The organism is Rhodococcus sp. NPDC060090 (genome assembly GCF_042729855.1).
Taxonomy (GTDB): domain Bacteria; phylum Actinomycetota; class Actinomycetes; order Mycobacteriales; family Mycobacteriaceae; genus Rhodococcus.
This window is the reverse complement of the sequence record NZ_JBHWXB010000023.1, coordinates 59,684-74,630: the sequence shown is the minus strand read 5'-3', so window position 1 is coordinate 74,630 and position 14,947 is coordinate 59,684. Positions and strand designations below refer to the sequence as shown.

The 14,947-nt window shown below is 64.0% G+C and carries 14 protein-coding genes; 12 read left to right on the top strand and 2 right to left on the bottom strand.

From position 1 onward, the window contains the following. Positions 1-145: 145 nt before the first annotated feature. From ACFWCF_RS24405 to ACFWCF_RS24380, 6 genes are all read left to right on the top strand, one after another. On the top strand, positions 146-442 hold the full coding sequence (locus tag ACFWCF_RS24405) for a hypothetical protein (RefSeq protein ID WP_169623139.1): 297 nt from the start codon (positions 146-148) through the stop codon (positions 440-442). Next, positions 439-1,560, top strand: a complete 1,122-nt coding sequence (locus ACFWCF_RS24400) for a Tox-REase-5 domain-containing protein (protein WP_346765262.1) — start codon at positions 439-441, stop codon at positions 1,558-1,560. The genes ACFWCF_RS24405 and ACFWCF_RS24400 overlap by 4 nt, the downstream gene beginning before the upstream one ends. 30 nt (positions 1,561-1,590) lie before the next feature. Beyond that, positions 1,591-2,268, top strand: a complete 678-nt coding sequence (locus tag ACFWCF_RS24395; protein WP_169623140.1) for a hypothetical protein — start codon at positions 1,591-1,593, stop codon at positions 2,266-2,268. Between the two features lie 955 nt (positions 2,269-3,223). Beyond that, a complete protein-coding gene (locus ACFWCF_RS24390; RefSeq protein WP_378491300.1) occupies positions 3,224-4,330 on the top strand; it encodes a transposase in 1,107 nt (368 codons plus the stop codon). 198 nt (positions 4,331-4,528) lie between these two features. Further along, entirely contained in the window at positions 4,529-5,128 is a 600-nt protein-coding gene (wrbA, locus tag ACFWCF_RS24385) for an NAD(P)H:quinone oxidoreductase (protein ID WP_378491301.1), read from the top strand. Positions 5,129-5,172: 44 nt separating this feature from the next. Continuing rightward, a complete protein-coding gene (locus ACFWCF_RS24380; protein WP_378491302.1) occupies positions 5,173-7,041 on the top strand; it encodes an FAD-dependent oxidoreductase in 1,869 nt (622 codons plus the stop codon). Here the strand turns inward: ACFWCF_RS24380 and ACFWCF_RS24375 are convergent. Beyond that, positions 7,011-8,288, bottom strand: a complete 1,278-nt coding sequence (locus tag ACFWCF_RS24375; RefSeq protein ID WP_378491303.1) for a CynX/NimT family MFS transporter — start codon at positions 8,286-8,288, stop codon at positions 7,011-7,013. The two genes, ACFWCF_RS24380 and ACFWCF_RS24375, sit on opposite strands and share 31 nt — an antisense overlap. Then, the gene (locus tag ACFWCF_RS24370; protein ID WP_378567164.1) at positions 8,285-8,968 is read right to left on the bottom strand and encodes an SDR family oxidoreductase; all 684 of its coding nucleotides are present in this window, start codon (positions 8,966-8,968) and stop codon (positions 8,285-8,287) included. Before ACFWCF_RS24370 ends, ACFWCF_RS24375 begins: the two co-directional genes overlap by 4 nt. On the opposite strand from ACFWCF_RS24370, the gene ACFWCF_RS24365 reads away from it, so the two are divergent. From ACFWCF_RS24365 to ACFWCF_RS24340, 6 genes are all read left to right on the top strand, one after another. Further along, on the top strand, positions 8,967-9,464 hold the full coding sequence (locus ACFWCF_RS24365; RefSeq protein WP_378491305.1) for a 2,4'-dihydroxyacetophenone dioxygenase family protein: 498 nt from the start codon (positions 8,967-8,969) through the stop codon (positions 9,462-9,464). The genes ACFWCF_RS24370 and ACFWCF_RS24365 overlap by 2 nt on opposite strands. Positions 9,465-9,510: 46 nt before the next feature. Beyond that, positions 9,511-11,079: a long-chain-fatty-acid--CoA ligase gene (locus ACFWCF_RS24360; protein ID WP_378491306.1), complete on the top strand. Its 1,569-nt coding sequence runs from the start codon at positions 9,511-9,513 to the stop codon at positions 11,077-11,079. 24 nt (positions 11,080-11,103) lie between these two features. Then, entirely contained in the window at positions 11,104-11,247 is a 144-nt protein-coding gene (locus tag ACFWCF_RS24355) for a hypothetical protein (protein ID WP_378491307.1), read from the top strand. 104 nt (positions 11,248-11,351) lie between these two features. After that, a complete protein-coding gene (locus ACFWCF_RS24350; RefSeq protein WP_378567161.1) occupies positions 11,352-12,134 on the top strand; it encodes an IclR family transcriptional regulator in 783 nt (260 codons plus the stop codon). A 42-nt stretch (positions 12,135-12,176) separates the two neighbouring features. Then, positions 12,177-13,361 (top strand): 4-hydroxybenzoate 3-monooxygenase, encoded by a 1,185-nt coding sequence (locus ACFWCF_RS24345; protein ID WP_378567157.1) that lies wholly within the window; start codon positions 12,177-12,179, stop codon positions 13,359-13,361. Between the two features lie 86 nt (positions 13,362-13,447). Beyond that, a complete protein-coding gene (locus ACFWCF_RS24340) occupies positions 13,448-14,923 on the top strand; it encodes an aldehyde dehydrogenase family protein (RefSeq protein ID WP_378567154.1) in 1,476 nt (491 codons plus the stop codon). Positions 14,924-14,947 lie beyond the last annotated feature (24 nt).

Genomic DNA, 14,947 nt, shown 5'->3' with positions numbered 1-14,947 from the left:
CGACTCGTCGTCGCCCGGCACCAGGTCAGCGACGGCAACAACCAATCCGAAGCGTTCAGGTCGACACGCGGGACTCAAGAAAGATCGAGGTTAGGCCGCGCATGCACCGTGCTACGTTGTTCCGCGATGGAGGGGGGCCATTGCGATGCTGTATGCCGATACCGAGCGGATCCACGAGCTTGCGAACACACTGAATCCCGGCGAGAACACCCGAGAATCCGGAGTTTGCGACAAGGCGATCTCCGGCGTCTCCGGTCTGATTTCACCTTCGGCCACGTCCTCCGTGCTCGCTGTGCTCGGTGGTCTGGCCGACGCTGCTCTCAGTGCATGTCATGACGAGTTCACCACGCTCAGCGCGCTGACCGAGAACACTGCCGAGAGCTATCGGAACACTGACGACGAGACCGCCCAACAGTTCTCGGCAGTCGAGGTGCCCGAGTGATCGTGCAGGAATCCCGAGGGCTCCCCAGTAGATCAACGATCGAACAATGGGATGCACTGACTGCTTCTGACACGATCGTCCGCACTCTGGGCAACGAAGCTGAACAACTCGCTTCGCACACCCGGTCCGTTGACAGACAGCGCGCCGCCGTTTCGGGCGAGGGCTGGATAGGAACTGCTAACCAAGCAGCAGACGACCGGATCGCTGACGTATGCACCCGTAGCCGGAAGCTGTCCATAGGGCTAGTCGAAGTCGCCGGCACCGTCGAGAGCGGGCTTTCGGAGTTGCACTACGCCCGCAGAGCGTTGCTTTCGGCGGTCGCCGACGCAGAGGCCGACGGATGCCGCGTCGCAGACGACTGGACTGTCACGATCATCGGGCCGCCGACCGACGAGTCCGAGGCCAAGGTCTTCGAATGGGCCGGTTATCTACGCTTCAAAGCTGCAGCTGTCCAGGAGGCCGACTCCCGTGCCGCCCAATCCATTGCAGACGCAGCGTCAGCCCTGACCTTCGGCTCCAACTCAGGAATTCACGGCTTCGTGCCGATCATCGCGCTCGGTGCTGTCGATCTGGCGCTCATGGCAGCCTTCGCCGCCGGTGCGATCTCGGCAGGCGCGATCCTCCTCTGGGTCTCTGAACACTTTCCGAGCATCGACCTGCAGCAGGTGCTCGATATCATGCCGTCGACCCTGACCAATGATGGTCCGGGACAGTGGGAGTACCCCAACCGTGGCGGCACCTCCGAACGTGCCGGTGCCTACGAGGAACAAGTCACCGGCAGCCCTGCCGGAGTTGAATATGCCATCCCTAAAGCGGACGGCTCGGGCAACGTCCTGTTCGACGGGTGGGACCCGGATGCCGGAGAGAGCGGTAGGCTCATCGAAGCCAAGGGGCCCGGCTACGAATGGATGGTCGGCGACGATGGCCAGTTCAAGCCCAACATGGGCGCAGCCAAATCTCTTCCCGACCAGCTTCGACGGCAATCCGAAGCTGCCGAAGCCACCGGGGCCGAGATCGAGTGGCGCGTCGCCGAGGAGCGAGTAGCTGAAGCCATCGAGGACATGATCGAAGAAGCCGGATACGAGAACATTACGGTCAAGTACGTCCCGCCGGAGTAGCAGGCAACCGCAGGTAGAGGGAGGAACACGGTGGTACTGGATTTCATTGGTGGCTGGGGCGGACGGGTCGAGTCGCCTCACGACGGCGCAGGTCGCTTGCAGCGCTCGCTGCAGGAGATGCCCGACCTGTCCCGGCTCTACTCTCCTTGGCTTCTCAACGGGGTCAAAGACGACGGCACTTTCGTGCATCTCCCGGGTGACATCGACGGTATCGAAGAGGTAGTGGCCGACTCGATCCTCCGGGGTGATGATGGTCTGGCCATGGTGAAGACCGGGTACACACCCGACTTGATCCGGATGTGCGAGGGCAGCTACCGCAAGTACTCGGTACGTGTGGGATTCGACGGGACAGGGTTGAAGAACCACGTCCACTTCTCCCTGGACGATCCCGAGGTTAATCCGTCCGGTGGCATCACCCCCGAGCTTGTCGCCGACCATTTCCGCATCCTCGTCCAGGCATGGGAACCTGATTACCTGTTTGTCAGCACCAAAAAGCACCGTCGGTCGATCGGCTGCAAACCCGGACAGATCTGCGCCGGCTGGATCACCTACGTCAAGGACAAGGTCCCCCTAGACGAAACGACACTCCGCGCCAACGCAATCGAGATCATCCCGGGAGACGGTGGCCGATACGTCCAGCTCAACGGAACCCCTACCGCCCCCGATGTCCACCAGGCCATCATTGTCCGACAAGCTTTGGGCTACTGACGAATGCAGCGCCTTCAGAAGCGCGTGGGGCGGTTGCCAGGACGACGCACGAGCGTCAGATTCAAAGTTTGCACGGGGAGTCAGGCCGGGCGGTGCGACGAGGAACGCGTCCGGTTCTCCACAGGATGGAACAAAGTCCGGTGCGCCGTCGCTCGATCCACTAATTTCGGGCAATGACGTTCTCTCGTGACTTCCTCGCAGAATTTCACGCTGGCGTGCACCCGGACGAGCCCCAGCTACTCGCCCGTATCTACGCGGCCGAGGGCGCTGTCGCCTATCTGGAGGCCTTGGAGCGCGTGACTGATCTGTTGCGCCAGTATGGACGGTCCAATTCCCGCAACCGTACTGAACCTCAGGTATGAACGCATCACTACAACCGATGGCTAGGGAACCTCCCCATCCAAGGGTGACTGTCGACAACCCTTGAATTCGAGGCCGATGCGACGGTGACCAAGACCGATCAGCCGAATAAATTATCGGTCGCGTAGCGTCAAAGATAACTTATACAGACAATCCCGTTCGTCTAGGCAGCTGGAGTGGATCACCTGCCAATACATCTGGCCGCAAGGCGGTGATCCTCACGTACCAGGGCAAAGGACGCAACATCGTGTCGTTTGAACGCACATTCGTGATCCCCTCCGACCGTTCCAGCCACTGAGTTCTGGTCTCGCGGCCGTCTCAGCTTCGCCCCACAACAGGACATACGTCAGGGCAACGAGCAACTACGCCTTCACTCTCCCGTACCCGACACAAAGGTACGAGTGGAGGTACGTGTGGAAGCCCGACATGGCCGTGCTTATCATGCCTTAGTCGGTCTTGTTCTTACCCGGCTGACCTGGGCCGATGCCGTTCATTCACTTTCCCAAGCTGAATACGCGGGTTCGATTCCCGTCATCGGCTCCCACACTCCCGATTCCCTCGGCAGGCGCACGAGCCCTACGATACGTTCCCGCTCATGAGTCGGTTCGGAACTGTCGTCGCAGACCACCATCAGTTCGTGCTGGGCTCGCCCAGCGGGGAGACCTACGAGCCCGAAGAAACGGGAAGCGTCGTGGAAGTCGGCCCCAACTTCGCCACTGTCATGACCGGCGTCGCCTACGGTCCTGTGACGCTCACCGTCGAGGTGCTCGACGACGAACCCTCCGACGTTGTCGATACCGAAGAATGGGGCATCGTCGAGGAAGCCACGGTCAACTTCACGAAGCCGGCGTATGTGCTCACCATGGACGGCGAGAAGGCGTCGGACTTCCCGAAACTGCCGATCGCACGAGGCCTGCACCGGTTTCGCGTGTTCGGCCGCGGACGCGACACCTACGCGGATGCTGCCGTCACCGAACCGACGGAGCATTACCTCGTTCAGATCTGGAAAACGACGCGGCCACGAGAGATGGTCCGACTGCACAAGATCGACGCCGCGTGGGATCAGAGCATCGTCACCCATCCGAAACGCAACTGGTGGGATCCCGATCCGGCCGGAGACGCCACTCTGTACCTGAAATACGGGTACGACCAGATGGCCCGATGGGCGAAGGACGAAGCGATCCGCTGGGGCGGTCGGCCGCCATCAGAGAAACTCCGCTCCAATTACTACGCAATGGGCCTCGCCGGTCTCGACCGACCGCTGGCCGATGCGATCACCCGAGCCCGAACCCCGAAGCTCCGTCGTATCGCGACATGGGCGGCACGCCGCGCGTACACAACCATAGGCATCGCGGAAATCCCATGGATCAGCGCGGGGTTGACAGCGTTGGACCGAGGCGACCCCCTGCCCCACCCGTTCGGCGAGCATGAGCATCTCGCACTCGAGCAGGCATTCCGCGATGAACCGACCATCGACACGACCATCACCGGAGATGCCGAGGACCGCAAGGTGCCCCCGGCACTTCGAGCCATCAGCGTCATCTCCACCGCGGCGAAGACGGATCCGTTGAACGCTGTGTTCCACTGCCTGCACATCGCGGCGAGAACCGACGATTCCGACTACACATCACTGATCGAGGATGTGCGACGGGAGTTCTTCCCGAAGCTGATGCCGGTGGAGCAGTACGAGCGGTGGATCTGACCACACTACTCGCGCATCGATCAGCGTAGACCTGCAACTTTCGTACACCGGGCCCCGATCGGCGACGGGTCCGCATTCATGCCGAAACAGATTTAGTTGACAGTTCAACTCCTTTCGATACAGTGGAAGTAGTTGATAACTCAACTACATTTGTGGGTACACGGATACTTCCGACCCGTCGACCAGGAAGGGACCGACATGACCAAGCTGTCGATCATCTACTACTCCGCCACCGGACACGGAAGCGCGATGGCAGAGCGCCTGACCAAGACCGCCGAGGCTGCAGGCGCCGACGTTCGCGTGCGCCACATCGCCGAAACCCGCGACCCCGTAACGTTCGCCGAGAACCCGGCATGGTCGACCAACTACGAGGCCACCAAGGATCTTCCGGCCGCCACCGGCGAAGACATCGTGTGGGCCAACGCCGTCATCTTCGGCTCGCCGACCCGTTTCGGCAGTACCGCCGCCCCGTTCCAGACCTTCATGGACTCGCTCGGGGGCCTGTGGGCGCAGGGCAAACTCGCCGACAAGGTCTACGCCGCCTACACCTCCAGCCAGACCGTGCACGGCGGCCAGGAAACCACCCTCACCGGCCTGTACACCTCGCTGATGCACTTCGGCGGCATCATCGTTCCGCCCGGCTACACCGATCCGCTCAAGTTCGCCGACGGCAACCCGTATGGCGTCGGGCACGTCACCGGGCCGAACAACCAGAACGAACTCGACGACGCCACGATCGCAGCCCTCGACCACATGGCCGAGCGCGTGGTCACCGTCGCATCCAAGATCGCGGTCTGAGACCACTTCTCACACACCGCGAAACTCGAAGATCGCAGGATCTCATGGCCGGCAAGACAACTCGATTCAGCGGCTCCATCGGGACGGTGGCGCAGAAGGGTATCCCGCAGGAGGTGGACGTCGTTGTCGTCGGCTCCGGCGGCGCCGGCCTGACGGCAGCACTCACTGCAGCCAAGGAGGGCGCACGGGTCCTCGTGGTCGAATCCCGCGAACTCGTCGGCGGCGCCACCGGCATATCCGCCGGTGCAGCATGGATTCCCAACCACGGCTTCTCCACCGATGACCTGAAGGTGAAGGACGACCTCGACCAGGCCCGTCGCTACATCTACGGCCAGGGGCGCGACAAGATCCTCGACCACGACATGATCGAGAAGTTCCTGGAGACCGGACCAGAGGTCGCCCGGTACATCGAGGACAACACGTCGTTCGGGTGGATCCCGACGATCTGGCCCGACTATCGCTCCGACATCGAGGGCGCGTCCGTGGGGCGCGCACTCTTCCCGGGCCCCCACTCGCCCGACGGGCTCGGCGAGGCAGCCCAGTACGTGCGCCCTGCGCTGACCACGGGCATGGCCAAGAACCCTCTACCCTTCTGGCTGCTCGGCGGTATCGGCATCGAGCAGATCTGGCTCGCCGGGCCTGCTCTGATCGGCGCGCTGCTCGAGGCGAGCCTGCGCAACGGCGTCGACGTGCGCGTCAAGGCCCCCGCGACCCGGCTCGTCGTCGAGGACTCGAAGGTCACCGGCATCGTCGTGATGGCCGGCGGCGCCCCGCACACGGTCCGCGCGACCAAGGGCGTCCTGCTCGCCAGCGGTGGCTACGAGAGCTCGCCGGAACTGACGACGACCCACCTCGGCGCACCGTTCGGTGTGCAGGTCTCCCCGAAGGGCCACGACGGCATCGCCATGCAGCTGGCCGAGGAAATGGGCGCAGACCTGACCGGCATAGACGACGCGTGGTGGATGCCCGGCGTGCAGCTGCCCGGCGAAGAGCTCGAGGGTCAGCCCCTCAGCCGTGTCTTCCTCGGCGAACGCGCACTGCCGCACAGCATCATGGTCAACAGCAAGGGCAAACGGTTCGCGGACGAAGCGCTGGCCTACGACCAGTTCGGGCAGATCATGCGCGAGGTGGATCCGGAGACCGGCACCATGCCCAACGTGACCGCATGGTTGATCTTCGACCAGCAGTACTGGACGAAGTTCGGCATCTTCGGCGCCACCCCCGGAGGCGACGTGCCCGAATGCCTGTTCCAGGCAGATACTCTCGCCGATCTTGCGAAGAAGATCGGCGTCGACGAGGTCGGGCTGCTGCGCACTATCGACCGGTTCAATCCGGATGCCGCTCGCAGCAACGACTCCCAGTTCCACCGCGGCGACACCCTGTTCGACCGCTACTTCGGTGCGTACTACCCACGGCTGGGCACGTTCTCACCCGACAACCGTTTCCCTGCCGCCACCGCGAAGGCCCGCACAGCACTTGCCAAGGTGATCGGACCGGTGGTCGACAAGCTCGCCGGACGGGTGGCGCGGAAGAACGATCCCGAACGCTTGCGTTCGCTCATCGTCGGTCCGCTCGCGAAGATCATCCGGCCGGTGCTGAAGAGCCCGAAGTCGAGTGTTCTCGGCCCCGTCGACACCGCGCCGTACTATGCGCTGAAGGTCGAAGCCAGCGCGCTCGGTACGGTCGGTGGTCCCAGGACCGACGCCGACGGACGAGCCCTGGACACCGACGGCAACGTCACCCCCGGTCTGTATGCGGCCGGAAACTCCGGTGGTGCAGCCACGAAGGGCTCCTACGGCGGTGCCGGCGGCACCATCTCACTCGGACTCGTGTTCGGCTACCTGGCCGGCCGGGACGCAGCCAACCAATCACCGGTTGAGTCTCACTCGCGCGAGATCCCGTCCTCCAAGTAGCGGTCGGGCTTGCTCATCTGCCATGCCCCGATCAGCATGGGAACCGCCGTCACGGCGTAGACGAGCAACGCGGGCTTCCAGCTCCCGGTGGCGGAATCGAGCCAGCCACCGAGGAGCGGGCCCAGCGTGCCGAACAGGTAACCGACACCCATCGCGAAACCGGCGAGACTCCCGGAGCCCTGTTCGGTCCGGGTGCGCCTGTTGAACATCGCGATGGCCAACGGGAACGCACCGCCGATGAAGCCGGTGAGCACCGCCCACAGCATCGGAATCCCCGGAGCCAGAGCCATTCCGAGGAATCCGATCGCGGGGAGAAGCGTGAGTGCGGCGGCGTACGGGAACGGGTTCCTCAGCTTCGATCCGACCAGCGGACTGACCAGAGCCATCGGTAACGTCAGGAATGTGAAGATCGAAAATGCTGTGGCAGCAACGGTTTCGTCGTGTCCAGAGTCCTGGAAAATCGTCGGCATCCAGGCCAGCATCGCGTAGGTATTGAGCGAGGCCATCGCATAGAACAGCGCAGTGCCGACCGCGATCGGGTTGCGCAGCAACTGTCCCATGCCGAGTCGGTTCTCCCCCTCGGCCGCGGCGGCCAGTCCGACCGGCCACGCGGTCGACGGGGTGCGCGACACCTTGATCAACTGCACGATCCACGGAACCGCGGCGACGGCGGAGAGCAGCGCCCAGGATCCGATCGAGAAGCGCCATCCTCCACCGGCATCCGCGAGCGGCAACGCCAGCATGGCGGGGATGGTCGCGCCGGCCTGCATCAACAGGGCGAAGGTCGTGAGCATCGGCGCCGGTCGGTCGGGGAAGTATTTCTTCACCAGTGGAGCACCGACGACGTTGCCCATCCCCATGCCGAACAACGCCACGGCAGACAGGATGAGGAACAGCGGGACGCCACCGACCACCGAACGTGCGAACAGGCCCACTGCAGCCAGGATCATCGCGACGCTCGCGGTGAGTTCCAAGCTGGTTCGTCGAATCAACACCGGCGCCGCGAAGCCCGCCGCACCGAAGAACAGGGTGGGCAGCATTCCGAGCAGTGTTGCGGCTGCCGCACCCATTCCGAGGTCCTCGCGGATCTCGGGGAGGAAAGGCGACATGCCGGTCACCGCGGACCGTAGCGAGATCCCCAGTAGGACGATGCCGACGATCAGCAGCAGCCGACCGCGCCACAGTGATCGAGGTTCGGATTCAGCGCTTCGAGAGTCCGCGGCCGAACCGTCGGACGGCACGGTCATTGTGCGGCCTTCGAATCCCCGTCGATGCTGATCTGCTGGCCGGAGATCGTGCGGGCGTGCGGCCCGGAGAGGAACACGGCGAGCGCCGCGATGTCGGCGGGATCGGTGAACGCCTTGATCGACTGGTTCTTCAGGGCGTCGGCCTTCTCCTCGTCGACCGACCTGCCGGACGTCTGCGCGCGGCCTTCGAACACCTTGTCCAGACGTGGGCCGATCACCGCTCCGGGATGGATAGAGTTCACGGTGATGCCGTGCGGGCCGAGTTCCTGCGACAGCGTCCTGGTGAACCCGACCAGCCCCCACTTGGTGGTGGAGTATCCGATGCGGTTGGGATATCCGAACCGGCCGGCCAGCGACGACATGATCAGCACGCTGCCCGAACCCGCTTCCTTCAGCAGCGGCACGAAGTGGCGGATGACGGTGAAGGTACCGTCCAGGTTCACCGTGACCACTGATTCCCAGGCATCCGGGTCGTAGTCCTCCACCGGCGCGGTGGGGCCCGCGATGCCGGCATTGCTCACCAGCACGTCGACTCCGCCGAGGTGCTCGCGTACGTCGGCGACGAGTTGCCGCACGTCGTCCGGCGAGGAGACGTCGCCGACACTGGCGTTTCCTCGGATTCCTGTGACATTAGACACAAGAACCCAACAGCTCCTCGAGTGAACAAAGGAAACTCCCATGACCGCTTTCGCCATCCCCGCAGCTCTGACCCGCCAGACCAAGGACCTGCCCTGGACACACGGAGTACTGGCCCCGGGACTGTCGATGCAGCTCTACGTCGCAGACGTGGAGAACGGGTTCTTCGTCGTCAAGACCCGATTCCAGCCGGACACCGTGATCCCGACCCACATGCACACCGGTGCCGTGCACGGCTTCACCGAATCGGGCAAGTGGTTCTACCGCGAGTACGGCGACGACTCCGTGAACGTGGCCGGCTCCTACATCTACGAACCGGCCGGCTCCACCCACACTCTGGAAGCTCCCGCGGAGAATACCGAGGTCACCGACGCCGTCTTCCTCATCCACGGCGCACTCATCAACTACGGCGCGGACGGCAACGTCGAGAGCGTCGTCGACGCGGCCGGCGCCCGCAGCCTGTACTTCTCCCTGCTCGAGCAGCAGGGCGACACGCTCCCGCAGATCATCCAGGGCGGCAACTGCACCTTCACCGACTGATTCCTGAGCCGAACCGAGTAGACGAGAACTCCAGACAGGAACGACGATGAACGAAAACATTTCCTCCGCCCTCGACCGCGCAGCTCGACTGTTCGGATCACGAGAAGCAGTGGTGGATGGAAACATCAGGTGGACCTACCGGGAACTCGGCCGGTACGTCTCGGCATTCGACGCCGCGCTCGACGGTTTCCGCCTCACCGAAGGTGACGTCGTGGCCGTGCTGGCCAAGAACAGTCGAGCACACCTCGTCGCCTGGCTGGGGGTTCCTCGCAGTGGCCGGGTCCTCAACGAACTCAACACCCGGCTGTCGACACCCGAGATCGAGCTCATCCTCGACGACTCCGCCTCCCGCGTACTGATCGTCGACGAGGATTTCGTCGACGTCGGCCGCGAGTTGGTCGAGACCGTCGAATCACTTGACACCCTCGTCTACGCAGGCACCGGTGAATGCCCTTCGGATTGTGTGTCTTTCGATGACATGATCATCTCCACTGCACAGCCTGCACCGAGAGAGATCGAAGGCAGCGCTGTCGCGGGGATCTTCTACACCGGCGGTACCACCGGCCGCCCGAAGGGCGTAATGCTCACGCACAACAATCTCGTCGCCAACGCCAAGCATGCTCTGATCTGCCTGGGTTACACCGAGAATGCCGTCTACCTGCACGCCGGCCCGATGTTCCACCTCGCCGACGGTGCGTCCACGGTCGCTCTCACCTGGGTCGGTGGCAAGCACGTGATCGTGCCGGGATTCGAGCGACGAAACTGGCTGGAAACAGTTGCGCAGGAGAAGGTCACGAGAGCAATGCTCGTGCCGACCATGGTCACGATGCTTCTGTCCGAACCGATCCCCGAGGACGTCGACATCTCGTCTCTCGAATCGGTACTCTACGGTGCTTCCCCCATGCCGCAGTCCGTCCTGAAATCGGCGATCGATGCGCTCGGATGCGATTGGTGCCAGGTGTACGGCATGACCGAAGGCGCGCCGATCATCACGTTCATGACCCACGACGACCACCGTCGGGGCGTCTCGGGTGCCGACCCCGACGCGGCAGCACGCTTGCGTTCGGCCGGCCGGCCTGTCGTCGGCGTGGATCTCGAAATACGCACCGAGACATCAGAGGTGTGTGAGCCCGGGCATGTGGGAGAGATCGTCGTCCGCGGCCCCAACATCATGCTCGGCTACCTCAACCGGCCCGACGAGACAGCAGCGGCGCTCGACGATCAGGGCTGGTACCGCACGGGTGACATGGGGTACATGGACGAGGACGGCTATCTCTACGTCGTCGATCGACTCAAGGACATGATCATCTCGGGCGGTGAGAACGTGTACTCCACCGAGGTCGAGAACTCGCTCTACCGGCATCCCGACGTACTCGAGGTCGCGGTGTTCGGGATCCCGGATCCCCGATGGGGCGAGGCCGTCCATGCCGCGGTGGTCCTGCGTGAGTCCGCGAAGACCACCGAGGATGAACTGCGTTCGCACACCCGCGAACTCATCGCAGGTTTCAAGGTCCCCAGAGTGGTACACATTCTCGACGGAGCACTGCCCAAGTCGGGGGCCGGGAAGATCCTCAAGCGGAATCTGCGCGATCGCTACGCGCCTGTAGCAACGTAGGACCTGCGGATCTGCCGTCTATTCTTGAACGACCAGATAGGTGACGCTGCCGCCGTCGACGGTGAGATTCCCGGCGCGGACGTCGAGCTCGCTGCCAGCGGCACGCACGAGGGGTTGTTCTACCGCCCCACGGTGCTGGCGGATCTGACTCCGGAGATGCCCGCGTGACGCGACGAGATCTTCATATGTACGTGATATGGCGGTTGGTGCTTGGATATTTCCTGACAGCAACCGTCATTTCGCGTATCTACTCCTCGGACGATAATCGCGACATGGCCAACTCCCCTTCCGGTGACTCCATGCTCGACCGGGTCGTGCGCATTCTCGAGTCCTTCGACCGCACCCAGCCGGCGCTGACAGTCAGCGCGCTCGCTCGTCGCGCCGACATCCCGCAGCCGACGATCTACCGGCTCATCGGCGAGATGGCCCAGCACGGGCTCGTCGCGCGGGAATCCGGCGGCAGGGTTCGGCTGGGGCTGCGACTGTGGGAACTCGCCGCGCGCAGTTCACCTGTCGAGGGCCTGAGCGAGACGGCGTTGCCCTTCCTTCAGGATGTGCAGTCGGTGGTGCATCAGCACACACACCTGGCGATTCTCAAAGAAGGCGAGGTGCTCGTCGTCGAGCGATTGTCGTCGTCGGGGTCGGTGATCAACCAAGCCACGGTGGCGGGCCGGATGGTCGCGCACGCCACGTCGATGGGGATGGTACTGCTCGCGCACTCCCCCGTCGAAGTTCAGGTCGGGTACGAAAAAACACATCCGGACCTCGACAAACTCTTCCCCACCGCCTCGGGTTCGTTCCGCAGCACACTCGCGGAGATCCGTCGGCGAGGTTACGCGAGTTTCGACGGGGTTCTGGACGACGGGACGACGGGCATCTCGGTGCCCGTCGTCGACCGGTCCGGCCATGCCCTGGCTGCGTTGGGGGTTGTGGTCCCCACCGGTGTCGAGCAGCGTCAGGCGATCATCGCTGCGCTCCTCACCGCTGCGCGCGGCATCGCCCGCGCTCTCGGTGAACACCCCGCAACGACCTCAGATTTTCTCATTGAACGATAACGACCCTCGCGCAGTGCCGTGCATCACAGGATGGTTGCAGGCATGAGCACAACCATCGTCTCCACGCAGGTCGGCATCCTCGGCGGCGGACCCGCCGGCCTCATGCTCTCCCACCTGCTCGCCCGCGCGGGGATCGACAACGTCGTCGTCGAGAAGCGCGACCACGCCACCATCAGCACCACCCACCGCGCCGGCATCCTCGAACACGGCTCCGTGCAGATGCTCGCCGAGACCGGCGTCGACGGTCGCGTCCTCACCGACGGCCACCGCCACGACGGCATCGACCTCCGCTTCGGCGGCGAAAGCCACCGCATCGACTTCCAGGATCTCGTCGGCGAATCGGTATGGCTGTATCCGCAGAACGAGGTGTTCGTCGACCTCGCCGCCGCCCGTGCTCGCGACTGTGGTGACGTCCGGTGCTCCGTCAGCGACACCGAGGTCCTCGACGTCGCCACCGATACCCCGAAAATCCGGTTGACCGAAGCAGACGGCACATCCGTCGAGGTCCGGTGCCGCATCCTCGTCGGCGCCGACGGTTCGCACAGCATCTGCCGCCAGGCCGTCCCCGACCGCACCGACCACTTCATCGAGTATCCGTTCGCCTGGTTCGGGATTCTCACCGAAGCACCGCCGAGCGCACCCGAACTGATCTATGCGCGTTCCGAGCACGGTTTCGCACTGATCAGCCAGCGCAGCGACACCGTGCAGCGCATGTACTTCCAGTGCGATCCGGGTGAGGACGCCTCGAGTTGGAGCGAGGAACAGATCTGGGACGAGCTGCAGCGTCGCGTCGACGGAGCCGACGGCTTCGAACTCACGCGCGGCCGCATCTTCGAGCAGATGGTGCTGCCGTTTCGCTCGTACGTGTGCGAGCCGCTGCGCCACAGCAACTTGTTCCTCGTCGGGGACGCCGGGCACACTGTCCCCCCAACCGGAGCGAAGGGCCTCAACCTGGCACTGGCCGACGTGAAGGTCCTCGCCGAGGCACTGACGTCGTTCTTCGGCGACGGCTCGACCGCGCTTCTCGACGGCTACAGCGACACCGCACTGCGGCGGGTGTGGAAGGCACAAAACTTCTCGTACTGGATGACGTCGATGCTCCACACCCGCTCCGACGCCACGGCGTTCGAACGCAAGCGGGCACTCGGCGAGCTGGCCACTATCACCGAATCCCGTTACGGTCAGCAGTATCTCGCCGAGGGATACACCGGCTGGCCGTCGAAGTAGATTTCATCCGATTCCGCTGTCGACGACACGCACAGGGACCGGGCGACCGTCGACAAACAGCAAGATCAGTGAGGAGTTCAAACCCCATGACAACAGATCTCGATTCAACCGCCACTTTCGCCGGACAGCCGGTTTCCTCCCAGTTCATCGGAGGCGAGTGGCGTGAGGGACGCTCCGAACGCGTCCTGACCGACACCAATCCGTTCGACGACTCCGTGGTCGCCACGATCCGTCAGGCCACGGTGGAGGACGTCGACGACGCGTACACCGCAGCCCGGGAAGACCAGAAGAATTGGGCAGCAACCGGGCCCGCCGATCGGGCCGCGATCCTTCGCCGCGCCGCGCAGATCCTCGACGAACGTCGCAGCGAGATCGCCGACTGGCTGGTCGCCGAGTCCGGGTCCACCCGCATCAAGGCCGACATCGAAGTGTCCCTCGCCATCGGCATCACGCTGGAGGCGGCGTCGTTCCCGGCACGCGTCCACGGTCGGATCTTCGATTCGAACACTCCGAACCGCGAGATGCGGGTGTACAAGAAACCCATCGGAGTCGTCGGAGTCATCAGCCCGTGGAACTTCCCGCTGCACCTGTCGCAGCGGTCCGTCGCACCCGCCCTGGCGCTCGGCAATGCGGTCGTGATCAAGCCCGCGTCGGACACCCCGGTCACCGGCGGCCTGCTGATCGCCCGGATCTTCGAGGAAGCCGGCCTGCCCGCGGGCGTACTGTCCGTGGTGGTCGGTGCCGGTTCCGAGATCGGCGATTCGTTCGTCGAACATCCTGTACCGCGATTGATCTCGTTCACCGGATCGACGCCCGTCGGCAAACAGGTCGGTTCGGTCGCGACCAGCGGGAAGCACCTGAAGAAGGTCGCGCTCGAACTCGGCGGCAACGCGCCGCTCGTGGTACTCGACGACGCGAACCTCGACGCAGCCGTCGACGCCGCGGTGACCGGGTCGTTCCTGCATTCCGGCCAGATCTGTATGGCCGTGAACCGCGTCATCGTGCAGGCGCCGGTGTATGACGAGTTCGTCGAACGATTCACCGCCGCTGCACAGTCCGTGCCGCACGGCGATCCGGCCGCCGAGGACACCCTGATCGGGCCGGTTGTCAACGATTCGCAGTTGAAGGGCCTGCAGGACAAGATCGACCAGGCCCGGCAGGACGGTGCGCGTGTCGCGGTCGGCGGCGAGATCACCGGCCGCGTGGTGCCGCCGCACGTGTTCGTCGACGTCACGCCGGGCATGGAGATCGCGCGCGAGGAGATTTTCGGGCCGATGGTCGCGGTGTTGCGTGCCGACGACGAAGCGCACGCCTTGGAGTTGGCGAACGATCACGAGTTCGGTCTGTCCAGCGCGGTGTTCACGCAGAACATCGACCGCGGTCTGCAGTTCGCTCAGCAGGTCGAGTCTGGCATGACGTTCATCAACGAGATGACGGTGCAGGACGAGGCGCACGTGGCATTCGGCGGCGAGCGCAATTCGGGCCTGGGCCGTTTCAACGGTGAGTGGGCGATCGAGGAGTTCACCACCGACCATACGATCGGTGTGACGCGCCTGGTGTAGGCCGGCGAGATCCGGTTGGTGTAT